General features: G+C 61.3%; 24 protein-coding genes and 1 tRNA gene. 8 read left to right on the top strand and 17 right to left on the bottom strand.

Going from position 1 to position 22,150, the window contains the following annotated elements:
- Positions 1–15 precede the first annotated feature (15 nt).
- Both LN450_RS14855 and LN450_RS14850 read left to right on the top strand, forming a co-directional pair.
- Entirely contained in the window at positions 16–291 is a 276-nt protein-coding gene (locus LN450_RS14855) for a hypothetical protein (protein WP_005413412.1), read from the top strand.
- 74 nt (positions 292–365) lie between these two features.
- Entirely contained in the window at positions 366–917 is a 552-nt protein-coding gene (locus tag LN450_RS14850) for a DUF305 domain-containing protein (RefSeq protein ID WP_005995733.1), read from the top strand.
- A gap of 29 nt (positions 918–946) precedes the next feature.
- Here the strand turns inward: LN450_RS14850 and LN450_RS14845 are convergent, their stop codons facing one another.
- Complete coding sequence (locus tag LN450_RS14845) at positions 947–1,135, bottom strand: arginase family protein (protein ID WP_187756563.1); 189 nt, start codon at positions 1,133–1,135, stop codon at positions 947–949.
- Positions 1,136–1,181: 46 nt separating this feature from the next.
- Here LN450_RS14845 and LN450_RS14840 point away from each other — a divergent pair, with 46 nt between their 5' ends.
- A complete protein-coding gene (locus LN450_RS14840; protein ID WP_228892866.1) occupies positions 1,182–1,511 on the top strand; it encodes a TonB-dependent receptor in 330 nt (109 codons plus the stop codon).
- A 26-nt stretch (positions 1,512–1,537) separates the two neighbouring features.
- A complete protein-coding gene (locus tag LN450_RS14835; RefSeq protein WP_026070028.1) occupies positions 1,538–2,368 on the top strand; it encodes a DUF4198 domain-containing protein in 831 nt (276 codons plus the stop codon).
- A 104-nt stretch (positions 2,369–2,472) separates the two neighbouring features.
- On the opposite strand, the gene LN450_RS14830 is transcribed toward LN450_RS14835, so the two are convergent.
- From LN450_RS14830 to LN450_RS14805, 5 genes are all read right to left on the bottom strand, one after another.
- Positions 2,473–5,613 (bottom strand): efflux RND transporter permease subunit, encoded by a 3,141-nt coding sequence (locus LN450_RS14830; RefSeq protein ID WP_019184719.1) that lies wholly within the window; start codon positions 5,611–5,613, stop codon positions 2,473–2,475.
- Positions 5,610–7,124 carry an efflux RND transporter periplasmic adaptor subunit gene (locus tag LN450_RS23195; protein ID WP_019184718.1) on the bottom strand — a complete coding sequence of 505 codons (1,515 nt, stop codon included), beginning with the start codon at positions 7,122–7,124 and terminating at the stop codon, positions 5,610–5,612. Before LN450_RS23195 ends, LN450_RS14830 begins: the two co-directional genes overlap by 4 nt.
- Positions 7,121–8,266 (bottom strand): TolC family protein, encoded by a 1,146-nt coding sequence (locus LN450_RS14815; protein ID WP_019184717.1) that lies wholly within the window; start codon positions 8,264–8,266, stop codon positions 7,121–7,123. The genes LN450_RS23195 and LN450_RS14815 overlap by 4 nt, the downstream gene beginning before the upstream one ends.
- A gap of 232 nt (positions 8,267–8,498) precedes the next feature.
- The gene (locus tag LN450_RS14810; RefSeq protein WP_019184716.1) at positions 8,499–8,894 is read right to left on the bottom strand and encodes a hypothetical protein; all 396 of its coding nucleotides are present in this window, start codon (positions 8,892–8,894) and stop codon (positions 8,499–8,501) included.
- Positions 8,895–9,031: 137 nt separating this feature from the next.
- Positions 9,032–9,292, bottom strand: coding sequence for a heavy-metal-associated domain-containing protein (locus tag LN450_RS14805; RefSeq protein ID WP_074038359.1), 261 nt, complete (start codon positions 9,290–9,292; stop codon positions 9,032–9,034).
- Between the two features lie 294 nt (positions 9,293–9,586).
- On the opposite strand from LN450_RS14805, the gene LN450_RS14800 reads away from it, so the two are divergent.
- Positions 9,587–9,880, top strand: coding sequence for a BPSL0761 family protein (locus LN450_RS14800; protein WP_223224794.1), 294 nt, complete (start codon positions 9,587–9,589; stop codon positions 9,878–9,880).
- A 2-nt stretch (positions 9,881–9,882) separates the two neighbouring features.
- Positions 9,883–10,824 (top strand): SseB family protein, encoded by a 942-nt coding sequence (locus LN450_RS14795; RefSeq protein WP_049401588.1) that lies wholly within the window; start codon positions 9,883–9,885, stop codon positions 10,822–10,824.
- 170 nt (positions 10,825–10,994) lie between these two features.
- Here the strand turns inward: LN450_RS14795 and LN450_RS14790 are convergent, their stop codons facing one another.
- Positions 10,995–11,351: a hypothetical protein gene (locus LN450_RS14790; protein WP_129111535.1), complete on the bottom strand. Its 357-nt coding sequence runs from the start codon at positions 11,349–11,351 to the stop codon at positions 10,995–10,997.
- A 142-nt stretch (positions 11,352–11,493) separates the two neighbouring features.
- Entirely contained in the window at positions 11,494–11,823 is a 330-nt protein-coding gene (locus LN450_RS14785; RefSeq protein ID WP_074038356.1) for a YegP family protein, read from the bottom strand.
- 1,378 nt (positions 11,824–13,201) lie between these two features.
- Here LN450_RS14785 and LN450_RS14780 point away from each other — a divergent pair.
- Positions 13,202–14,224, top strand: a complete 1,023-nt coding sequence (locus LN450_RS14780) for a DNA-binding protein (protein ID WP_019184712.1) — start codon at positions 13,202–13,204, stop codon at positions 14,222–14,224.
- A 45-nt stretch (positions 14,225–14,269) separates the two neighbouring features.
- A complete protein-coding gene (locus LN450_RS14775) occupies positions 14,270–14,896 on the top strand; it encodes an SEC-C domain-containing protein (protein WP_019184711.1) in 627 nt (208 codons plus the stop codon).
- 3 nt (positions 14,897–14,899) lie between these two features.
- Here the strand turns inward: LN450_RS14775 and LN450_RS14770 are convergent.
- The 9 genes from LN450_RS14770 to LN450_RS14730 form a co-directional block, all read right to left on the bottom strand.
- Positions 14,900–15,002 (bottom strand) — tRNA-Ile (locus LN450_RS14770).
- Between the two features lie 107 nt (positions 15,003–15,109).
- The gene (locus tag LN450_RS14765; RefSeq protein WP_228892862.1) at positions 15,110–15,706 is read right to left on the bottom strand and encodes a 3'-5' exoribonuclease; all 597 of its coding nucleotides are present in this window, start codon (positions 15,704–15,706) and stop codon (positions 15,110–15,112) included.
- 108 nt (positions 15,707–15,814) lie between these two features.
- Complete coding sequence (phoU, locus tag LN450_RS14760) at positions 15,815–16,540, bottom strand: phosphate signaling complex protein PhoU (protein ID WP_019184709.1); 726 nt, start codon at positions 16,538–16,540, stop codon at positions 15,815–15,817.
- Between the two features lie 12 nt (positions 16,541–16,552).
- Positions 16,553–17,380: a phosphate ABC transporter ATP-binding protein PstB gene (gene pstB, locus LN450_RS14755; RefSeq protein WP_074038423.1), complete on the bottom strand. Its 828-nt coding sequence runs from the start codon at positions 17,378–17,380 to the stop codon at positions 16,553–16,555.
- Positions 17,381–17,394: 14 nt separating this feature from the next.
- On the bottom strand, positions 17,395–18,324 hold the full coding sequence (gene pstA, locus LN450_RS14750) for a phosphate ABC transporter permease PstA (RefSeq protein WP_082332067.1): 930 nt from the start codon (positions 18,322–18,324) through the stop codon (positions 17,395–17,397).
- Positions 18,324–19,268: a phosphate ABC transporter permease subunit PstC gene (pstC, locus tag LN450_RS14745; RefSeq protein ID WP_187299806.1), complete on the bottom strand. Its 945-nt coding sequence runs from the start codon at positions 19,266–19,268 to the stop codon at positions 18,324–18,326. Before pstC ends, pstA begins: the two co-directional genes overlap by 1 nt.
- Positions 19,269–19,318: 50 nt before the next feature.
- The gene (locus tag LN450_RS14740) at positions 19,319–20,371 is read right to left on the bottom strand and encodes a PstS family phosphate ABC transporter substrate-binding protein (protein WP_037553611.1); all 1,053 of its coding nucleotides are present in this window, start codon (positions 20,369–20,371) and stop codon (positions 19,319–19,321) included.
- A 76-nt stretch (positions 20,372–20,447) separates the two neighbouring features.
- Entirely contained in the window at positions 20,448–20,882 is a 435-nt protein-coding gene (locus LN450_RS14735; protein WP_019184704.1) for an ArsR/SmtB family transcription factor, read from the bottom strand.
- A gap of 187 nt (positions 20,883–21,069) precedes the next feature.
- Positions 21,070–22,143: an ArsO family NAD(P)H-dependent flavin-containing monooxygenase gene (locus LN450_RS14730; RefSeq protein WP_026070021.1), complete on the bottom strand. Its 1,074-nt coding sequence runs from the start codon at positions 22,141–22,143 to the stop codon at positions 21,070–21,072.
- Positions 22,144–22,150: the final 7 nt, after the last annotated feature.

The raw sequence follows: 22,150 nt of genomic DNA, 5'->3' as shown, positions 1-22,150 counted from the left end.
ACAAGGAGTACTGCAATGAAGCGTTATGCCTCCCTCTCGATGATGGCCTTGTTCCTGATGGCGGGCGCGGCCTTCGCCGGCGGCCAGACCACCACGCCCACCACCGACCACGGTCAGCACAAGCCGGCGGCGGCCGATGCCGATTTCACCAAGCTCGATGCCAACAAGGACGGCTCGCTGTCCAAGGAAGAACTGGCCAAGCACAAGCTGGCGCCGCACTTTGGCATGCTCGATAGCAACAAAGATGGCAAGCTGAGCCCGCAGGAATTCGCTGCCGGCAAGGGTATGTAAGTGTTCTCAGCCCGGGAGCTGTTCCAACAGTTCCCGGGTTCTTCCGCCGTTCTGCCATTCCCACGGAGATTGTTATGTCCTCTTCGCACGGTACGCACGAAAACGCGCAAGACCCGCAGTCCCAGCACGCAAAACCGCACGCCTCACACCAACCTGCCCACCAGGCACAACAAGGGCATCAAGGCCATTACGGCCGCCTGTTGTTGATGATGGGCCTGTCTTTCGTGGCCATGTACGCATTGATGTACGCAATGGTCGATCAGTGGGCTAACGTCTATAACAACGTGAACCAGTTCTACATGGCGGGCCTGATGGCCGCTCCCATGCTGCTGATCGAGCTGTGGCTAATGTCCAGCATGTACCCCGATCGCCGACGCAATCTGATTCTGGCTGGTCTGACGGTGGCGTTCATGCTGTTCTGCTGGTGGGGCATTCGCACTCAAGCAGCGGTCACTGACAAGCAGTTCATCCGTTCGATGATTCCCCACCACGCTGGCGCCATCCTGATGTGTGAGGAGAATCGTCTGAAGGATCCTGAGTTGGTGAAGCTCTGCCAGGACATTATTACCTCGCAGACACAGGAGATCGCGCAAATGAAGCAGTTGCTGGCTGAGCGTTCCCGTTAGCTCACTGCCTTTTGCCAGCCGATATCACTTCACTGAGCCTGCGCACTGACCATTCGGTGGATCAAACGCGCGGCCACACGTGCGGTGGCTTGATCCGGATCCAGGGGCGGACACAGTTCCGCCACGTCGACCACACGTACCTTGCCCGAGGCCATGACCAGATCCAGCAGGGCTTCCAGGACCTCCAGACTCACCCCGCGTGGGTTGGGGGCGCTCACGCCCGGGGCCACCACCATTGAGTACGCCGGCAAGATCACCAGCGGCTTGGGTAGCTACACCCAGTGGCGTGGCTTGGGCTCACTGCGTATGGGCAAGAACCGTTGGACCGGCGTCTATTCGGCGCAGTACATCGGCAGCGCGGACGACATCATCGCCGTGCCCGACACGACCGGCTCGCATGTGTCCAGCGTGGTGTACCACAGCCTGCAACTGAGCTACGGCATCAAGAAGAAATGGGATATCTCCGCCGGCGTTGAAAAAGTGCTCGATAAGAAGGCGCCGTTCGTGAAGAACAACCCCAACACCGACACCGACACCATGACGTACGACTTGCTGGGTCGTCGCTGGAATGTCCGCTTTGGTTACCACTGGTAAGCCACGATCACGAGGAGCTACACATCATGAGAAACACGCAACTATCCGCCACACTACTGCTGTTCGCTGTGGCCGGCAGTGCCGGTGCGCACGACCTGTTTGTCGCTTTCTCCAAGCCTGGCACCGCAGCGGGCGAGGCGAACACCGCCTTGGTGAACAACGGCACCTTCGATGAAAGTGCTGGCGCAGTCACCCGAGCGCGTCTACAGGACGTTTCGCTGAGCCAGGACGGTGCCAAGGCCGCCCCGGACCTGGCCAGTTGGAAAGAGATCGGCAAGCAAAGCCAGCTCACCGTCCATCCGGCGGGCGAGGGCACCTATCTGCTGGGTGTCTCGACGATGGCTTCCACCAGCACACGTACGGCCAGCGAGTTCGGCAAGTACCTGGAGCTGGAAGACTTGCCCGATACGCTGGCCACCTATGACGCAAGCAAGTTCCCCAAAGGGGTCACCTATAGCTATACCAAGCATGCCCGTGCCATTGGACAGGTGGGCACGAAACTGACCGACGACTTCGCTGCCTCGCTGGGCTATCCGTTGGAGATCCGCTTGACCCGCAATCCTGGAAGCGTGAAGGTCGGCGATCAGCTGTCGTTCCAAGTGCTGCAGCAGGGCACGCCAGTGCCCAACCTACGCGTGTACGTCGGTCATCGTGCTGATGCACCGGTCAAGGGCGGGCACGGTAGCGCTACGCTCCTGCGCACCGATGCCCAAGGCCAAGCCAGTTTCCAGGTGACCACCGCCAAGACCTGGTACATCCACACCAATCACATGGTGCCCTCTACACAAAAGGCTTTGGATTTTGTGTCGGATCGGGCGTCGCTGAGCTTTGAGATTTCCCCGCACGCCGGGCACTGACAAGTAGGCACGTAGGCGGTACTCTCCCCTTTGACGCCAGTCATGACTTCTTCCATGACTCGCGTCTTTTTGTGGGGACGGACCTCAGGTGCTCAGTCTGTCTCTCATTGGTCGCCCCGCGCCGCGCGCAATCCACGTCGCCGCACCAGATAGAACGCTGCGGGAATCACCACCATAGAGAGCACCGGTGCGGTGAGCATGCCACCCAGCATCGGCGCGGCGATACGTTGCATGACCTCCGAGCCGGCACCGGCACCAACGAACAGCGGAAACAACCCGGCCAGGATGACGGCTACCGTCATCGCCTTCGGGCGCACCCGCTGCACGGCACCTTCGTAGATAGCCTCTTGCAGGGTAGACACATCTTCCGGCGCACCGCTGGCCAAGCGCTGCTCCCAAGCATGACGCAGGTACAGCAACATGATGACGCCGAACTCAGCCGCAACGCCACCCAGGGCGATGAATCCGATCATGCTGGCTACCGAAATCGCATGGCCCAGCCCCCAGATCAACCAGAAACCGCCCACCAACGCCAAGGGCAAGCTGAGCAGGATGATGGATACATCGCTGAGCCGGCGAAACACCATCCAGATGACCAGGAAGATGATCGCCAACGCCGCGGGCACCACCCATTGCAGGCGTGCCAATGCCCGTTGCAGATACTCGTACTGCCCCGACCAGGCCAGACCATAGCCGGCAGGCAAACTCACCTGGGTCTGCATCGCGGCTTGCAGGTCCTGGACCACCGATCCTAAGTCGCGATCGGCCACATCGACGTAGATGTAGCCCACCAACCGGCCGTTATCGCTCTTGAGCATCGGCGGGCCTGGGCTGATTGACAGCTCCGCCACCTGGCTCAAGGTCAGTTGCACACCGCCTGGCGCGATCAGCGGCAGATCCTGCAAGGCCTGCAATGAGTCGCGCTGGCCACGGGGGTAGCGCAAGACGATGGGATAGCGTTCGCGCCCCTCGATCGTTTCCCCGATTGGATCGCCGCCAACGACCGTGGCAATCAGTTGCTGGAGTTGGCCTTGAGTGAATCCATAACGCGCAGCGATTTCCGGGCGCACCTGTACATCGACATAGCGCCCGCCGGTGACGCGTTCGGCCAGTGCCGAACTCACGCCGGGCACAGTCTTGGCCACCTGCTCGATCTGCTGGCTCAGGCGCTCGATCTGCTCCACATCTGGTCCGGAGACCTTGATCCCAATCGGGCTTTTGATGCCGGTGGCCAACATATCGATGCGATTGCGAATGGGCGGTACCCATAGATTGGTTAGACCGGGAATCTTGACCGCGGCGTCCAACTCTTGGCGTAGCTTCTGAAGGGTCATGCCCGGGCGCCATTGATCCCGCGGTTTGAAGGTCACGGTGGTCTCAAACATTTCCATAGGTGCCGGATCGGTCGCACTTTCGGCACGGCCGGCCTTGCCGAACACGTGCTCGACCTCCGGTACGGTTTTGATCATCCGTCCTGAGAGCTGAAGCAACTGGCGCGCCTTGTCGGCTGACAGGCCTGGCAACGCAGTGGGCATGTACAGCAGGCTGCCTTCTTCCAAGGGTGGCATGAATTCACTGCCCAACCGGCTAAAGGGGATCAAGGTGAGCACCAGCAGCAGGCCACTGAGCAGCAAGGTGACACCGGGATGTTTGAGGACCCACAACAGAATGGGCCGGTATCCGGCGATCAGGATGCGATTTATGGGGTTCTGTTGTTCCGGCCGGATGTGGCCGCGGATCAGGTAGCCCATCAGCACGGGGATCAAGGTCACCGACAACCCTGCTGCGGCGGCCATCGCGTAGGTCTTGGTGTAGGCCAAGGGCGAGAATAAACGCCCTTCCTGCGCCTGCAGGGCAAAAACCGGCACGAAGGATAGGGTGATGACCAGCAAGCTCGCGAACAGGGCCGGTCCGACCTCGGCCGCCGAGCGGGCCATCAACTGCCAGCGCTCCTCACCCTGGGGTTCCCGACCGTGCTCCTCCCGCCAGTGCTCCAGATGCTTGTGTGCATTTTCGATCATCACCACCGCTGCATCGACCATCGCACCAATGGCAATGGCGATGCCTCCTAACGACAGCAAGTTGGCGGAGATCCCCTGGGCGTGCATCACGATGAAGGCCGCTAGGATACCCAAGGGTAGGGTGATGACGGCCACCAACGCCGAGCGTAGGTGCCACAGGAACAGCAGGCATACCAGCGCTACGACCAGGAACTCTTCACCAAGCTTATGGGTGAGGTTGCGTACCGCATCCTGGATTAGCTCGGAGCGGTCGTACACCGGCACCACTTCCACGCCTTCGGGCAAGCTGGATTGCAACGCCTGCAGTCGCGCTTTGACGTTCCGAATGGCCCCCAAGGCATCCTTGCCGGTCCGCAGGACGATCACGCCGCCGGCCACCTCACCTTGACCATCCAACTCTGCGATACCACGACGGAAGACCGGCCCGCGACTGATCGTGGCCACCTCGCCGAGCAAGACGGGGATGCCGTCGTTGCCGGTTACCGGCACCTGTTCGAACGCCTCCTGTGTGCGCAGGTAGCCTTCGCTACGCACCATCAGTTCGGCTTCGCCTTGTTCGATCACGGAGCCCCCGGTAGCGCCGTTGGCCGCATCCACCGCCTCGATGAGCTCGGCCACCGTCAGTCCACGGGCCGCCAACGCCTGCGGATCCGGCTGGATCTGCCAGGCGCGCACCGCACCGCCCACACTGGCTACTTCAGCCACGTCCGGCACGGTTTTTAGCTCATAACGAAGAAACCAGTCCTGCAACGCACGCAGCTGCCCCACATCACGTTGACCGGTCCGATCCACCAAGGCGTACTGGTAGATCCAGCCCAGCCCTGTCGCATCAGGACCCAGCGCCGGATTCACATTCGGCGGAAGTCGATCGCGCACCTGGCTCAAGTACTCGAGCACTCGAGAGCGAGCCCAGTACAGATCAGTGGCATCGTCAAACAGGATGTAGACGAACGAATCACCGAAGAAGGAGAAGCCGCGTACCGCTTTCACGCCCGGCACGGACAACATCGTGGTGGCCAACGGGTAGGTGACTTGGTCTTCGATGATACGCGGGGTTTGCCCAGCCCATTGCGTGCGGATGATGACTTGGGTATCCGACAGGTCCGGCAGCGCATCCAGCGGCGTGTTCTTTATCGACCAGATGCCGACCACCGCCAGCAGCGCGGCGGCAACCAGCACCAGCACGCGATTGGCGATGCAAGCATGGATCAGGCGCGCGATCATGGCGTGCCCTCCATCGCTTCGGACATGACGGCGCTTGCCTGGCAATCAGCGGCTGCGGCGGAGCCGAACTTGGGTACCAACTGCATATCCATGAACGGTGACTTGCCCGGCTTGTCGAAATGCTTCTCCGGCACCATCGGGTCATACCAGTACTGCACCGGGCAGCGTGGCGGCGTGGAGGTGGAGGTCTCTGGCGCGACAGGCGCTGGCTGTCTGGACGGTGACGGCACGACAGTGCGTGCGTCGTGCCCGGCGTCATGGCGCTCGTGTACACCTGATGCGCTGGCAGGGCTTGTAGGTTGTGCAGCGCCCAGGCGGTCCAACGCACCGGAGAGATTGGCTTCAGAGTCGAGCAGGAACTGACCCGAGACCACCACGCGTTCACCACCGGCCAAGCCTGCCACGATCTGCGTGCGCCCTTGCACGCTACGTCCGGCACTCACCCGCACTGGCCGGAAGCTCCCGTCCGGATCCTGCACGATGACCCGGCTGTCCCGCCCGGTGGCAATCAGCGCCTCCGTGGGAACGACTGGCAAGGCCTGCTCGGCATCGGGCTGCACCAGAACCTCGGCGAACATGCCCGGCACCAGCCGACGCTGCGGGTTGCGCAGCACAATTCGCGCCCGCTGCGTGCGACTAGCCATGTCGACCTGGGGAAGCAACGCCTGGATCTGTCCGCCAAAGCGCTCTGCCGGCCATGCATTGACCGTGGCCTGCACTGAGGTCCCCAGCCGCAAGGTGCCCAGCGCTGCCTGGGGCACCGAGGCCTCCAGCCACAGCGTGTCCAGCCCATTGATCTTGAACAGTGGCGTACCGGGCATCACCGTCTGCCCCTCGCGTGCCAGGATCTCGGTCACGACACCACTGTGGTCTGCGCCAAGCACGACGCCACTGCGGGCCGAGGCGCCAGAAGGGACGCCCAACGAACGCAACCGTTGTTGCGCCGCACCCTGTAGCTCACGCGCGCCCGCGGACTGAGCTTGGCTCAGGGCATGTGCTTCGGCGATGGCAGCGTTCCATGCCGGGGCCTGCACGGTGGCCAGCGCTTGACCACGACGAACCTCGGTAAACGGCGCCTTTACCTGCACGTGAGTGATCAAGCCCTCCATGCGCGCACTGACCACGGTTTCCTGGGTCAGATCCCACGTCAGCGTGCCCGGCACGCGTACGGCAGTCCCTAGTGACTCTACCGTCACTTCTTGCGTACGTATGCCCACGTTCTGCTGCAGGCGCGGATCGATCTGCGTTCCGCCCGCCATGGCCTCATCTGCGTACTTGGGCAGCAACTCCATATCCATGAACGGAGATTTGCCCGGCTTGTCGAATCGCTGCTCCGGCGCCATGGGGTCGTACCAGTACAGCACCTTGCGTGCTTGATCTGCGCCGCTCGTGCCGGTGGGCGGGGTGGTATCAGAGGTTCGAGTCATCCGGGCGTAGCCGCCGGCAAAGCCGAGCGCCAGCAACCCGAGGGCCACGGCGAGCTGTGTGAGACGCGTCTTGGTCGGGCTCATGGCGTGTTCTCCTCATGGGGCAGCAGATAGGCCAGTGCCGCCCAGGCACGGCCCTGTTCGCCCAGCAGACGGGCGTTCTCCAGTTGCAATTCGATCTCATCGCGCCGCGCTTCCAGCCACGGCTGCAGGTCGGCACCGGCGCCGTAGGCGGCCAACGCCGTGCGTGCGCGATCGCGCGCCAAAGGCAGGCTCTGCGTATTCTGACGCTCCAACTGGCCGGTTAACCCGCGCCATCGCGCCATCGCGCGTTGCACCGACTCGGCTTGGATGCGCCGGGCCTCATCGCGCTCTGCGGACACCGCCTCCAGCTCGGCCCGCCGTGCCGCGATGCCTCGTGCTTGGCGGTTCTTCCGGAACAGCGGCAGGCCCACGCCCACTTCCACCATGAGCATGTCGCTGCGCGCCATGCCGTCGGGTGCGCGCTCGCGACGTCCGTAGGTGAGCTCCACACTCCAATCCGGGCGGGTTTCGGCCACGGCCGCATCCACCTGGGCCTGGGCTAAGCTCTGGCGTGCCTCCCAGCCCAGTAGTGGCGTGTGCTGGTCCAGTTTGGCCAGCAGTTGGGTGGGCTCCAATGGCAACTGCGAAAAATCCGGTGCCGTACCACCGGCCAAGATCGCCTCTGGTGCAATACCCAACCACCGCGCCAGGCCGGCCTGCGCCGCGGCGTGCTCCGCATGTATCTGCTCCAGGCGATTGTCCAACTGCAGTAGGGAGGCCTGGGCGGCAAGCACGTCGCTGGCCCCGGCCGTGCCACCTGCCAAGCGAGCACGCGCCGCACGCTCGGCTATGCGCGCCGGCTCGCGCAAACCTTCCAACGCATCTACGGCTTGCTGCGTACTCCACAGCTCGATCCAGGCCTGCGCGGCCGCTTGGGCCACCATCTGCTGTTCGGCCATCGACAGTGAGCGCGCTTGCGCCAGCGTCGCTTGCGCCAGCGCATGCTCGGCACGTCTTTTCGCACGCGCAGGAAACTCCTGCATCAAACCGACTTGCTGGGTGGTCATCTCATCGGCCCGCAGGCTGAAGGCATCGGGTCCGCTGACGGGCCAGTTCGCCAGCCCCACGATCAAACGTGGGTCGGGCAGCGCGCCAGCACGCGCGGCTTCTTCGGTACTGGTATCGATCTGGGATCGGCGCACCTGCAGGGTTGGGGCGTTAGCAAGCGCCCGTTGTAGGGCTTCTGTGTAGCTGATCGGGATAGCGGGCGATGCCGCCACCACAGGACCACTGAGCGCCAGGGCAAACACGAACCCACACGCCATCCTGCGCCTTGCACGCAAGAAGAAAGACATCTCCATAAGACCTCCGGACAAACGACAACGAGCGCGCTGCAACGCATGCAGCACGAGCACGGGTCAATCCAGGAGGGGCTTAAATCAGCAGGCTACAGAAGCGCTGCAGGGGAGGCGGATCGGACACGCACACCGGAACATCCCGATAGAACTGCGCGTGTACCGGTGGCAACAGAGCCTGCACCAGCGCGAAGGCGACCAGCGCCGGCTGGTAAGGCACTTGAGGGGCCTTCGCATCGGCCGTGGCGATGTGATCGCGCTGGCAATGCTGGTCGCACAACGCCGGAGCATCGGGATCCGGGGCGGACATCTCTTCGCAACCGACCATCAGGATCGCTTGTCCAACTTCCACCGATTCCAGCGGACAGGCGTAGGCCACCAACGCCAGTTGCTGCAGCAGCAGCGCCCACAGTCCCAGCCATGCCAGTCGGGCACGAGAACGGGGTCGCCGCCATCGCCTCAGCAGCTTCACCATGACAGCTCCCGCACGCCCGAAGCAGCGCCTGCGGACGCTGGGCAGATCAGGGCAGGGGACGTGCGAGCTCTCATGATGGCCAGTCTAGCCCTCTTGGGGCCGACTGGCATTGATCAGGATCAAGCTCTCGCGCGGACTCAGCGGTGGCATCGGCCGCAGCAGGAGGATGCGGCCGGGGCGGCCGGCGTACCAGCCTCAGAAAGGAGCACGGCGGCGATCACATAGCCTTGCCGCTGGATGGCCTCAACCGCCTGTTCTACGGCAAGCAGGCCCTCGACCTTGACCACGCCACTGCCCAGATCGACGACCACCTGGGCGTGGGGGTCAAGGGCCTGAATGGCTTGGGTGACCGTTCGGACACAGTGACCACAGGTCATACCTTCAACAACGAGATTCATGGACAACCCTCCAAAAGCATCGGCGGTTTGCCGACGGTGTCACGATGAGCCTTCCCACGGTGGGAAGGTCAAACGACAGGCAAGTTGAGTGGTGATCCGTCCCGCGTTGTTGACCTTCCCATCATGGGAAGGCTCAGGCTACCTGCTCGTTCCTATTGGCCCTCACTCCATGGACATAACGCTCACTTATGCGAATTAAGTTATTGATTATATTACATTAATACAGGAATCGCAAGGTCTGTAGTTGCACCGTGCCCTGGCCGGCCACAAACGCGATAAGCTAAGCATTCCTTAGTGCTAGTCATTCTTGATGTCATGACGATGCCATCTGAGCGCACCCGCAATGTGCTGCAGGCGGGCGCGTTCCTCAGGCAGCTAGCGGCCAGCCAAGCCGTGCCTAAAGAGGTGCGGCAAGAGGCATATCGACTGCTGCGGCACTATCCAACCGTCAGCGACATCGAGGCGATTGCTGAGCACGAAGAGCGGCTGCGAGCGCTGACCCAGTCGGCCTTCGTACGACCCTACCTGAGCAGCGAGATCGAGGCGGATTGGTTCTCCGGGTACCCGCTTGGCCCTCATCGCATCTGACCATGAAGCAACCGAGCAGGCCGCGTGGAAGAGGGACTACGTCTGCGGAGACAGCGCTGGAGGCTTCCTTTGAACGGGCCCGCGACAGTGCAGCCGAGGAACGCGCATTCTTCAAGCGACTGATGGATGCGATCGTGTACGTGCATGCGCCCATCTCGGACGACGCGCAGACACTGCGGCTGGTCCAGTTCCGCCATCCTGACGGTTTCGATGCGATCCCTTTCTTTACCTCGCTCGACAAGGCGCAGGCGGCCAGCTCGTCTGCTGTCAGAATTCTGGGAGTTTCAGGCCGTGAGCTGCTAACCGGTACTCGCGGCGCGACGTTGATGCTCAATCCCAACTACGGCGGCGTTGTACTGTACCCGGAAGAGGTTGCGACATTGTTGGATACGGGCTTTCTGGCCAGGGTGGAACGTCTGGCGCCGGCGGAGTTCGCGGTGAGACCTGCCCAGGCCGCGCCGGCTTGGCTCGCTCCGGCCATCAGCGGCAGCCTTGAGCACGCCGACTTCGTCTCGTCGGCCTATCTCCTGGAAACTCACTCGTCAGGGGGCGTCGAACAGCCTCCCGGTCTGTTGATCTGGCTGGTGGTGGACCTGGCTTTCGCCGAGCGGGCGGCTCGTCTGGTGACCACCGCCATACAGCCCTTATGCTCAGATTTGGACGTCATCATCGACTTGGCGGTCCACGACGTATCGCTGCCTTTGCCGGCGGGCTTGGATGATCCCCAGATCCTGCCCATATTTTTTCACGAGAATCAAGCCAACTTGAGCACAGCTCATCGGCCTATGAGCCCTGAAGATAAGCTACTAGCACTCCTTCCGGGATTGACCGAGGAAGAGAAGGAACGGCGGACCCGCGAGGGTATGGCCGACGTCGACGCTGGACGTACGATCCCGCACGAGGAACTACTGCAATGGATCAGGCGACGGTCAGAGCCTTCTTGAAGGTTTCCGTTGGGTCAGGAGCGTGGAAACTCTTGAATCCAATATTCAAGAAGGGCACGCGTGCCTGAGCAGTACTCCAGGAATGCCTGTGTCACGCGGCTTCTGGTTCAATCAAGCCTAGGTCTGTAATCCACGAACTGCCTGACGTCGAGGGGTGTTTCCTCGTTGAATCATGGTGTTAGAGACGATTCGGCTGTTTTTCTCACGAATCCCTGCCGACCTTCTTGCTCAAAAGGACCGAACTCACGCAGCACAGCCAGAATCTCGGCCAAGTGGTCCACAGGCTGGCCGCTCGGGAGGAACTGCCATGTCGGGTAGCGGTAACTGGGCGACGGATTGGTGACGTAGACCCCCAGCAACTTGCCAGCGCGGCGCAACTGGCTGACCAAGCGGCCACCGTTCGGAGCATGAGAGCCAAGCCCCTGACTGACCTGTGCTGCAGTGAGCCATTGCTCAGCAAGTGTTTGGCGCGCGTCAGCCGCATCTCGGAGGATCCGTTGAGCGGGCGTAAAGGTGTCGAAGTGCATTCAGCCGCCTCGCACTATGGAGACCACACAGAACACGAGTCTAGCAAGTCGGAAGATTGTGGGCGATCTGTGGGGAAAACGTCCCAAGCCTCACGAATAGGGCACGCCCGCGGAGGGGAGCGGCATGCTCCCCATTTGGAATTCAAGCCTGGTCGTCAACTGGCGCAGTTGGCCCGTTGTTTTTAACAGCCTGAATTCCTGCCTCGCGGGCCTGGGTGGAAGAGTAGGTCTCACTGGTACCAATGCGCTCGCCATTAGCGGCCTTGAGGTTGAACATAGGCTGGCCGTTTGCCGCGTTCTTGCGCTCATAGCGCGAATCTTCAGGAGAGTTCGCCTTGACTGAAGCAATTCCAGTCAGTGCCCCTTGCTTGGAGGCATACAATTCACTGGTGAGGATGATCTCGTTGTTGCCGGCCTTAAGGACAAAGCGGTACTGCGTTCCCGAACGACTCAGAACATATCGAGCTGCCATGCAAGTTCCCCTAGCTGCGCCTGGATTGGCCAAGCGAATCTGTCAGAGGAAATCCTGAGTGTCTATCAGGGAAAGCCGCATCTCGACGAAAGATCGGCAGCATCCGGCAAAAACCGAAGCCATATAGACATTTACATCGCCCTGACAAACATAAGATGCGTTATGCGAGGTAACGCATTGATTTTATTGTGTTTTTTGAGTACGTCCCGATAGTACACCGAGTCGTCAACCTCATCAATACCTGGCGCAGCCCAGGACGCACGTAGCGCGAACGGCATGGGCATCATCACCAGCGCGGCCGGGCCACGCCTAGTGGCCGGCTGAAAGGCGAGCTAAAAGCGTGGGGGAAACGTCCCGAATTGCCTGGTCAAGGTTCAGCGCAAGGATCAGGGTTCACCAGCGGCCATCATCGCTAGAAGAGGAGAACTCTTGCTTGGCCACGGCCAGGACCAGATCCGGATCCAGAGCAAGTACCTCTGATGGCTTCGCGCCGGACAATAGAGCATGCGGAGCGACCAGCCACTCGATTTCCTCCCACCCAGACGTAGGTTCGCCGCTTGAAACGCCATATGGCCCACGCAGTAGCGCCAACACTGCAGAGAGGCCAGCCCAAGGTGTCCCAGCAGGGTCGAGCTGCCACTGTGGAAAGAGATAGAGCTTCCGTTCTGCGATCCACACGCCCAAAACGCTGTCAGATTGAAGGCATTGCTTCAGGGTCCGGCCTTGGAGGGCATCCGGGCTCAGCAACGCTTCGAAAGTGTCCGCATCGAGCCAATCTGTCGCGACATCCACCCTGGCTTGAGCAGACGCGGTCGTTTCCGATGGTGGATCCCAGTGCATAGGACGCCTGCTGCAGAAGCTGCTTGCCGCAAGAATGCCACGGCTCGCCACTCAGGTAACCTGTGGGGGAAACGTCTCAACCCATCTGACCAGTCAGGCCGAGGGCTGCCCACAAGCGCAGCTAGCCGTCGGCAGCGCGTGTTACGGTGCAGTACCGATACATCTGATCCACCATTGGGCGAGGTGACGACCATGAATCTGATGACTGCCATGCTCCGCGGATTCGTCCAGGGCGCGAGGGAAACCCCGGCCGGGTTCTTCTCTCCGATAACTGGCCTGTGGCGGATCATGTCTACTCAGACAGATCGGGCCATCGGCAGGCACCGGCGGAAAGCGCTTCGATGAGGACGGACAGGCCTTCGATGAAGTAAGAGGCTCCTTAAACTGCGAGCTCAACTGGTCCTGTAACGGTAGATGTGTGCAACGGGCCAATCTACAGCCAGAAATCTCTGCATGGATTCACGGCGAGCCAGTATTGTCTGCCTGAAGGGGCAGAATCTCTGCCTGATCAGGGCAGAATTGTCTGTCGACGAACAATGTGCAGCGCGCCCGCGACATCCTCCGGGCCGAAGGTAAGAACCCCTCGGTGGACGCCGTCCGCGTGGCGCTGGGCAACACTGGGTCCAAAACCACCATCCATCGCTACCTGAAGGAGCTGGAAGAGGAGGAAGGGCAAGGCCTACGCGCCAAGATCGCTGTCAGCGATGCCCTGCAGGACCTGGTCGCGCGGCTGGCCGAGCGACTGCACGGCGAGGCCGAGGCGCTGATCGCCCAAGCGCAAGAGCGCTTCCAGGCCGAGCTGCAAGCGGGCACCCAAGCCTTGGAACAGGCCCGGCAAGAGGCCGGAAGCCTCAGTGCGCAGCTTCAGCGCACCGAGGCGGCGCTGCAGACAGAGCGCGAGGCCGGCGAAGCGGCTAGGCGCGACTTGGCCAGCCGTACCACTGAACTGGCCCAGCTAGAGGAGCGCATCGCGGGCCTCACAGCGCGACTGACCGAGCACGAAAGCCATGCGCGCTCCCTGGAACAGAAGCACGAGCATGCCAGGGAAGCCCTTGAGCACTACCGCACCTCGGTCAAAGACCAGCGCGAGCAGGAGCAACGCCGGCATGAGCACCAGGTGCAGGAACTGCAGGTCGCCCTGCGCCAAGCCAACGAAGTGTTGACCACCAAAAACCACGACCTGGTGCAGCTCAACAGGGAAAACGGCCAATGGCTGGAACGCCACACTCGGCTGGAAAGGGAGTTAGCGCAGTTGCGCCAGACCATCCAGACACAACAAGGCGAGCTCGATACGCTGCGCCTCACAGCGGCCGAACACCAGGCGCTGCAGGTGCGCTGGAGCCAAGATACCCAGAGTTTGGAAGCAGTACGACAGGAGCTCACCCAAGCTCGGACCGAATTGACCCAGGAGCGCGAACGACGCGAGCACGCCGAGGCGGGGACCCTGCGCGCCACGGTGCGTCTGAGCACCTTGGAGCCGCTTTTGGCCCAGCTACAGCCGGCCAGTACCGGCGGTAAAGGCTCGAAGCGGATCTCATCGGAAGAGACGCCGGAGCCATAACCTAGGTTGAGAACACTAGGCGCAACGATCGCAAGGAGCTTTGCTATGACCGTGGTAACGACCACACCCCCGGAAATCACCCGTGCAGTGCGGCGCCTGACCGATTCCGTCGTGCGCGGCGCAGAGCCCGTCTATCTGCCTGTGCAGCCGGAAGCCGATGCGATCGTGCATGAGTGCTTTCCCAACGTGCAAGCGAAGATCACGCGGGACGGCGGCCAGATGCGGTGCGGTTGGCAGCTGTGGGAATGGCCGCACGTGCTGGTGGAGGCAGAATTCCATGCCGTGTGGGTCAGCCCCGAGGGTGAAATGGTCGACATCACGCCAAAGCCTGAAGGTGAGACACGCATTCTCTTTGTGCCCGATCCGCGCAGACGCTACGAGGGCTTGGCCATCGACAACGTCCGCATGCCGTTACGCGATGACATGCTCATCAAGCACTTCATCCAGATGTCTGAAGCGATAGTCCGGGTGATGAACCGCGGCGAGCGAGCATCCCAATATGGAGAGGTGAGCGTTCCCGCCAATGAAATCCAGCCCCTTCTACAGGCCAGGGATTTCTTGGGCCAGTCACTCGGTGCGGGACTGCGTGAACATACGCCGTGCCTGTGTGGCAGCGGCAGCAAGTACAAGCGCTGCCATGGCGCGCAAGTAGAAGCATTCTTCCGTCATTGACGGTGGTGCCCCCGGTCGGAATCGAACCGACGTGTACGCGCTTATCTGGCGCGTGCTCTCACCGGGGTATAAGGCCGGCGCTCTGACCAACATGAGCAACAGGGGCGTGATCGATCAATGCGATCACGCCGGTATTCGGTGGCCGAGCTGGCAGATGTGACTCATGGCGCAAGCATACCCAATTCGCTCAATGCATCAAAGCCAGCAGAGCTTCTATACCCTGAGTCGCCGGTACGACTTGGCCCATGCTGGCGGCGGCAGGCGATCGGTAGCGACCAGCCACGCCATCCGCAACGCCTGCGCATCCGCCAGCGCGTGATGGCGCTTGGCGTTTTGCTCCGGATGTGCGGCGAACCAATCTTCTACCAGCATTCCCGTGAGGCCGTCCTTCAGCATGCGCGTCAGGATGGGGGTGGGAATTGGGCCGCAGGCTGCAGCCTGCTCGTCAGGCAGTTCAAAGCCATCCAAGGCGTACTGCAAGAGGTGCAAGTCGTTTGGGTAGTCCGCCATCACCGCTGGCGTCGCAACCGACCCCAGAAAGGCACGAAGCGCCGTGGTCAAAGCCGCATCCGACATGGCCGCATTTCCGCGGGTCAGCAGCGGGTATACGGCCTGGCGAACAAAGTCGGTCGGCGTTTCGGAAAGATCGGCACGTTCGGCGTAAAAGTCCTGCTCCCCATCCTCCCGGACCAGCGCGAGGCTGACCAACTCAGCGCCCAATACATCGGACCACTCGGTATCAAGAAAGTAATATGTCACCGCCATCACTCCATGGTGCCACAACACCATGCGATAAATAACCCGTTGCATGGTGCAACGTGAAATCTGGGGAAGGAGGTAGTCCCGTCGTCACAAAACGGCTCTCCGACCTCGTCGCCGTTGGGCGCAGCGGCCCAATATGCAGGGATAGTGGGTTTGTTAGCTGTTGCCGAGGTTGTCACTTCCCGCCCTGGGCAGGGTGCTTTCATCCATCTTGGGGCGTTTGCCGATGGGTAACGCTCCGCTGACCATGTATACGACGTCCTCGGCTATGTTGGTTGCGTGGTCACCAACCCGCTCGATATTTTTGACGACGAACAGCAGGTGAGCTAAGTCAAATGCGGAGGCGCGGTCGTCGGCCATGCATTGGACGATATCCTTGAACAAGATCGTGTGCATCGCGTCAATTACTGCATCTTCCTCCCAAACGCGATAAGCCGAATGAATGTCCATCGTGGCAAAGGACTCCCGCGCTGATTTCAGCTGCAATAGCGTGAGCTCGGCCATACGCTGCATAGGCTCCGCAAGCTCTGCTGGTATCGGAGCCTCGCTCATTGCCATCGAGCGTTTGGCAATGTTGTAAGCAAGATCGCCCACGCGCTCCAGGTTTGAACTAATTCGGATTGCCGCCATCACATGGCGAAGGTCGATCGCTAGCGGCTGTCTACGCGCGATCATGCTCACAGCGTCGCTATCAATCTGCGCCGCAAGCCGGTTCAGTCGCTCCTCACGCTCTGCCACTTCCTTGGCCATTTGCTCGTTGCCACGCCGTAGCGACCAGACGGCATCCGTAAGCTGCTGTTCGGCAAGGATGCCGAGCTCAAGGATGTGTGAAGTAAGCCCCCGCAGCTCGACATCGAAAGACTGGACAATATGGTCGGTCATGACCTTTGCTCCTCAGCCGAAACGGCCGGTGATGTACTCGTGGGTCTTCTGCTCTTTCGGATTGGTAAAAAACTCCGCCGTAGGGCCACTCTCAATGAGCTGTCCCATGTGCATGAATGCCGTCCTGTCCGAGATCCGCGCAGCCTGCTGCATGTTGTGGGTAACAATGACGATGGTGTACTGCGCACGCAACTCGTCGATCAGCTCTTCAATCCGCGCAGTTGCAATGGGATCGAGTGCAGATGTGGGTTCATCAAAGAGAATTATCTCGGGGTTGGGCGCCAGCGCCCTGGCTATGCACAGACGCTGCTGCTGACCGCCGGACAACTCGAATGCTGACTTACCAAGCCTGTCCTTCACCTCATCCCAGAGGGCCGCTCCGCGCAATGCGCGTTCGACATGCTCAGTGACAACTGATTTGTTGCGCACACCGCGAATCATGATCCCTGAGGCCACGTTGTCAAAGATCGATTTCGGGAACGGATTTGGCTTCTGAAAAACCATGCCAATGCGCAGCCTCACGCGCATCGGGTCCACATCCGGCCCTACGATATTCAGGTTCTCCGGCATGAGGGTAATCGCGCCGGAGTACCGGTTATTCGGATACAGGTCATGCATCCGGTTGAAGCAGCGCAGTAGCGTACTTTTGCCGCAGCCCGAGGGGCCGATCAGCGCAGTGACCTGGTTGCTGCCGATCGACAGGTTGATGTCCTTCAGCGCGTGGAACTTGTCATAATGGAAGTCAAGCCCACGGACCTCAGCACGCACCGTCGCATCGTGGGCGGGGGTTGAGGTGCGTTCGGCCACGGGAACCGGAATTGAGATGGTCGAGTGATTCATGTTTTCTCCGTGGATCACCGCAAGCGGCGGCGAAGGCGGTAACGCAGCCAGATTGCAAAGCCGTTCATCAGCAGGGTCATGCCCAGCAGCACCAGCCCGGCGGCGGCTGCATTCACGTGAAAGCCAGCCTGCGGTCGCGACACCCAGTTGAACATCTGGATGGGCATCACGGTGAAGGGGGAGCTGAGCCATTCAAAACTGATGAAGGGAGCAGATGCCTGGATTGGTGACGGCGGCAGGAAGGCAATGAAGGTCAGTGCGCCGATGGTGATGATCGGCGCGGTTTCGCCAATGGCCCGCGACATGCCCACGATGGCGCCAGTCAGGATTCCCGGACGCGCGGCCGGAAGCAGAAAGATGCTGACGGTCTGCCACTGATCTGCCCCCAGCCCGAAAGCAGCCTCGCGGATGTCTTGAGGAATGGCACGCAGTGACTCGCGGGTCGCGACAATGATGATGGGCAGGATCAGCAGAGCAAGCGTCATGCCCGCGACCAGGATCGTTTGGCCGAGCCCGAACATCTGGACGAAGAGCCCCAGTGCCAGCAGTCCGAAGATGATCGAAGGAACGCCAGCAAGGTTGGTGACATTGACCTCAATAAAGTCGGTGACCCAGTGCTTCGGGGCGTATTCCTCAAGATAGACGCCTGCGGCGACCCCCACCGGCACGGCAAGGACCCCGGTCACCAGCATGACAAGGCAAGTACCGATCCACGCCGAGAGAATACCGGCAGACTCAGGTCGGCGAGAGGGGAAGTTGGTGAAAAAGTCTGGAGTGAGTCTGGCCGCGCCGTCGACTACGAAGTCGGCTACAAGCGCCATCAGAATGGTCAGGGTCAGGAACAGTACCAGCAGCCCGAGCACGGTGAAGCACAAGTCTGAAACTCTTGCTCGCCGTGTAATTGCAGCATCGTCAAGGCCCATGGGCTCGATGTGGTCGCGCATCAGTAGGCCTCCCGGTAGCGCTTGCGGAGCCAGAAGGCGAAGAGGTTGAAACTGAACGTAAGTGCGAAAAGCGTCAATCCGGCGGCGAAGATGGTCTGATAGGCAATCGACTCATGTGGAAGATCGCCCATGCTCAACTGCACGATGTATGAGGTGATAGTTGCTGCACCCTCGAGCGGATTGGTCGCGATCCTGGCCTGCTGGCCGGCAGCGATAGCCACTACCATAGTCTCGCCGACCGCCCGCGACATTCCGAGCAAGTAAGCGGCGGTGACGCCCGAGAGCGCAGCTGGCGTCACCACCTTCAGTCCGGTCTGCAGGCGGGTGAATCCCAGTGCGTATGCCCCCTCACGCAGCGAATCAGGCACGGCGCGCATGGCATCTTCGCTCATGGATACGATGTAGGGCAAGATCATGATGCCGATGACCACCCCAGACACGAGCAGGTTGAAGCGCGCCAGACCCGGGATGAAGGATTGAAAGATGGGCGTCAAGAACAGCAGAGCGAAGTACCCGAAAGCGACCGTTGGTACGCCTGCAATGAGCTCAAGGAACGGCTTTACCGCTTCACGGAGCCTGGGCTTGGCGAACTCGCTGAGATACAACGCGAGAATCGTGCCGGCAGGCACGGCAACAACCAGGGCAATGGCCGTGGTCATCAGCGTACCCGACAGTAGTGTCATGATCCCGAAGTGCTTCTCTTCGAAGACGGGCGTCCAATGCGTATCGGTCAGGAAGTCCACGATGGACACCTGAGTGAAGAACTTCAAGCTCTCACTGAGAAGGACGTAGAGGATGCCGAAGGTGACCAGAACTGATAGCGCCGCTGCGACGAACAGTACCAGGCGAATGCCTGTGTCGATGGCATGGCGGCGGCGCAGAAATGCGTCGCTTGGCTGAAGCGGGACAGGACCCACATCGAGGAAGGAACCACTACTTTTCATCAGACGGCCTCAGCCAGCGCGCACATCGCTGTGCGCGCCGACCATGATTGTCAGTAAACCAGCTTCTCTTTCAGCAGCTCGTCGATGGAAACGCCAATCTTCGAGCCAGTGAAGCCGGTGCCAATCTCCCGCTTTGCAAAGCGCTCGCGCATTGCGGCCAATGCGTTCTCCGGCAGCGGTACATAGCCCACCTCCTGCACCAATCCTTCGGAGTGCTTGGAGTCCAGATAGAACTCGACAAAGCGCGCGACCTCGGGCTTGGTTTCGGCGGCCTTCTTGCTTACGTAGATGAAGATCGGGCGCGACAGAGGCTGATACTGGCCGGAGCGCGCGGTTTCGACGCTGGGCGCGACCGCCTGGGCGGCGGCGTTGGTCTTGATGCCTACTGCCTTGAGCTTGTCGGCGTTCTCTTCGTAATAGGCCAAACCGAAGAACCCCAGTGCATTGGCATCACCCGAGACTCCCTGCACCAGCACGTTGTCGTCCTCCGAGGCCGTGTAGTCGCCGCGACTGGAGTGCTCCTTGCCAACGATTGCAGCGGTGAAATAGTCGTAGGTGCCCGAATCGGTGCCCGCACCGTAGAGGACCAGCGGCTTGTCCGGGAAGCTCGGACGAATCTGGTTCCAGTTGGTGATCTTGCCCTGTGCTTCAGGGACCCACATGGCCTTCAGTTCGTCGACGGTGAGGTCATTGGCCCAGGTGTTCTGTGGGTTGACCACAACTGTCAGAGCGTCCATCGCGACTGGAAGCTCGATGTACTCTACGCCAGCGGCCTTGCAGGCTTCCTTCTCCTCACCCTTGATCGGGCGCGACGCATTGGAGATGTCGGTTTCGCCGCGGCAGAACTTCTTGAAGCCGCCACCGGTTCCTGACATGCCGACCGTTACTTTGATGCCGGCATTTTCTTTCTGGAACTCTTCAGCCATCGCTTCGGTGACGGGAAAAACGGTCGACGAGCCGTCCGTGCTCACCATGCCGGTGATCTCGCCGGCTTTTGCAGGTGCCCCGGCACTGTCCTGGCCAGTGGTAGCAGGTGTTCCAGACGGCGAGCAGGCGAGGATGCTGAGCGTTGCGGCGGCAAGCAAAGTGAGGCGCAGGTACATGTAAGTCTCCGAGGTTCAGATGAGCATGGGTGCGATGGTTAGGTACCCCCCGACTCCCCAGCCGGGCGGTACACGACTATTTGAGCGGCCGCGGTGGGGCAGGGACCTCCGCCACGCAATCGCAGGCGGGATCGGTGGGATGAGGCTGCAGACAGAGCTCGGAACGACCGCCGCAGCAATCGTCCAGCAGGAAGGCCAGCAAACCATGCATGCCGTCCAGGCAGGCGCGATAGCGCACGAAGCGGCCTTCGCGGGTGCCGCAGATCAATCCGCCTCGGCTCAGCACGGCCAGATGGTTGGACAAGGTGTTGTGCCGCATTCCCATCATGTCGGTCAGGACACCGGCGGTCAGTCCTTCCGGCTCGTGGTTCACCAGCGTGCGGAAGATCACAAGACGTGCGCCGTTGCTCAGTGCCGACAGTGCATCCAGCGCATGGTCGATCGACATCGATGCGCTGAGTGAGCGCCGTTCGAAGTAATCAAAATCCAAGACGCGTTGGGGCTGGGCCATCACGGTGCTCCGATTGCACAAGATGTCGACATGTCGAGATATATCGACATGACGAAATGGTGGGCCCTCTATGTGACACCGTGATGACACACACCTATTCAGTTATCGATCAACGTCGCTCACAAAAAATCCCGCGGGAGCGGGACGTTGAGGGGAGCAAGCTGGCACGGTTGGCAACAGGGGTCAGCTACCTGTCCTGGTGGTCTGCGCAATAGGCAGTGACCTGCCTCACCGCCTCGCGGGCGTAACGCGTGACCCCAATCAGCGTGGCAGAGGCCATGCCGTTCCAATCCCCGTATCCCAACAACCAAACCGAGGGCACCGCCAACGCGCGCAGGCCGCTGCCGTCGACCTCCACCTGGCCCTGCGGGGTTACAAGGTCCAGGCCCTTCAGGTGCGACAACGCCGGGCGGAAGCCGGTGCACCAGATCACTGCATCGAACGCCCGCTCGGTGCCGTCGGCCCATTGCATGCCGGTGGGGGAGAAGCGGGCCGGCGGTGGGACTGCGGCGAGCACCCCGCGCGCCCGCGCGTCGAGCACCGGCGGCACCATGACGATGTCGCCGAAACCGCCTGGTGGCAGGTCAGGCTCCCGGCCTTCCTGCTGCGCCTTCCATCGCTCAGTCGCGCGTTCGAACAGCACGCGGCCGTCGACGTCATCGGCCAGGAACGCCGGTTCGTGCTGTGTGATCCAGGTGGTTTCCGCCACCGTCGATACTTCGGCCAGAATCTGCGCACCGGAATTGCCACCACCGATGATGGCCACCCGCATTCCGGCGAACGGCGCAGGGGTGCTGTAGTGAGCGGAGTGCAGCTGGATCCCCGCAAATGACTCCAACCCTTGGTACTCAGGCGTGTAGGCTTCCCCCCATGTTCCGGTGGCGCTGATCACCGCCCGCGCCAACCATTGCCGACCGTCCCTGGCCACCACCCGCAGACGCTCGCCAAAGTGGCTGACTCGTTGCACGCGGATAGGGCGAAGAACGGGCAGCGCATATTTTTGTTCGTACTGCGCCAGATAAGCGAGCACTTCGGCACGCGCAGGGTAGGGGCCTTGGCTGGCGGGCATGGGCCATCCGGGAATGGAGCTCCAGCCCGCCGGGGAAAACAGATGCAGCGAGTGCCAGGCATGCTGCCATGCGCCGCCGGGCGACGCTTCCGCATCGAGAATTACATAGGACAGCCCGCTGCGGCGCAGGAAATAGCCGGCAGAAAGACCCGATTGGCCACCTCCGATTACCACCACATCGACGCTGTCCATCTGTGCT

Source organism: Xanthomonas euvesicatoria pv. euvesicatoria (assembly GCF_020880415.1).
In the GTDB taxonomy this organism is placed as follows: Bacteria; Pseudomonadota; Gammaproteobacteria; order Xanthomonadales; family Xanthomonadaceae; genus Xanthomonas; species Xanthomonas euvesicatoria.
This window is presented reverse-complemented; position numbering and strand designations above follow the sequence as displayed.

Coding starts and splice junctions, on each gene's coding strand:
- LN450_RS14855 (WP_005413412.1), top strand. CDS start 16: ATGAAGCGTTATGCCTCCCTCTCGATGATGGCCTTGTTCCTGATGGCG.
- LN450_RS14850 (WP_005995733.1), top strand. CDS start 366: ATGTCCTCTTCGCACGGTACGCACGAAAACGCGCAAGACCCGCAGTCC.
- LN450_RS14835 (WP_026070028.1), top strand. CDS start 1,538: ATGAGAAACACGCAACTATCCGCCACACTACTGCTGTTCGCTGTGGCC.
- LN450_RS14830 (WP_019184719.1), bottom strand. CDS start 5,613: ATGATCGCGCGCCTGATCCATGCTTGCATCGCCAATCGCGTGCTGGTG.
- LN450_RS23195 (WP_019184718.1), bottom strand. CDS start 7,124: ATGAGCCCGACCAAGACGCGTCTCACACAGCTCGCCGTGGCCCTCGGG.
- LN450_RS14810 (WP_019184716.1), bottom strand. CDS start 8,894: ATGGTGAAGCTGCTGAGGCGATGGCGGCGACCCCGTTCTCGTGCCCGA.
- LN450_RS14805 (WP_074038359.1), bottom strand. CDS start 9,292: ATGAATCTCGTTGTTGAAGGTATGACCTGTGGTCACTGTGTCCGAACG.
- LN450_RS14795 (WP_049401588.1), top strand. CDS start 9,883: ATGAAGCAACCGAGCAGGCCGCGTGGAAGAGGGACTACGTCTGCGGAG.
- LN450_RS14790 (WP_129111535.1), bottom strand. CDS start 11,351: ATGCACTTCGACACCTTTACGCCCGCTCAACGGATCCTCCGAGATGCG.
- LN450_RS14785 (WP_074038356.1), bottom strand. CDS start 11,823: ATGGCAGCTCGATATGTTCTGAGTCGTTCGGGAACGCAGTACCGCTTT.
- LN450_RS14775 (WP_019184711.1), top strand. CDS start 14,270: ATGACCGTGGTAACGACCACACCCCCGGAAATCACCCGTGCAGTGCGG.
- LN450_RS14765 (WP_228892862.1), bottom strand. CDS start 15,706: ATGCAACGGGTTATTTATCGCATGGTGTTGTGGCACCATGGAGTGATG.
- phoU (WP_019184709.1), bottom strand. CDS start 16,540: ATGACCGACCATATTGTCCAGTCTTTCGATGTCGAGCTGCGGGGGCTT.
- pstB (WP_074038423.1), bottom strand. CDS start 17,380: ATGAATCACTCGACCATCTCAATTCCGGTTCCCGTGGCCGAACGCACC.
- pstA (WP_082332067.1), bottom strand. CDS start 18,324: ATGCGCGACCACATCGAGCCCATGGGCCTTGACGATGCTGCAATTACA.
- pstC (WP_187299806.1), bottom strand. CDS start 19,268: ATGAAAAGTAGTGGTTCCTTCCTCGATGTGGGTCCTGTCCCGCTTCAG.
- LN450_RS14740 (WP_037553611.1), bottom strand. CDS start 20,371: ATGTACCTGCGCCTCACTTTGCTTGCCGCCGCAACGCTCAGCATCCTC.
- LN450_RS14735 (WP_019184704.1), bottom strand. CDS start 20,882: ATGGCCCAGCCCCAACGCGTCTTGGATTTTGATTACTTCGAACGGCGC.
- LN450_RS14730 (WP_026070021.1), bottom strand. CDS start 22,143: ATGGACAGCGTCGATGTGGTGGTAATCGGAGGTGGCCAATCGGGTCTT.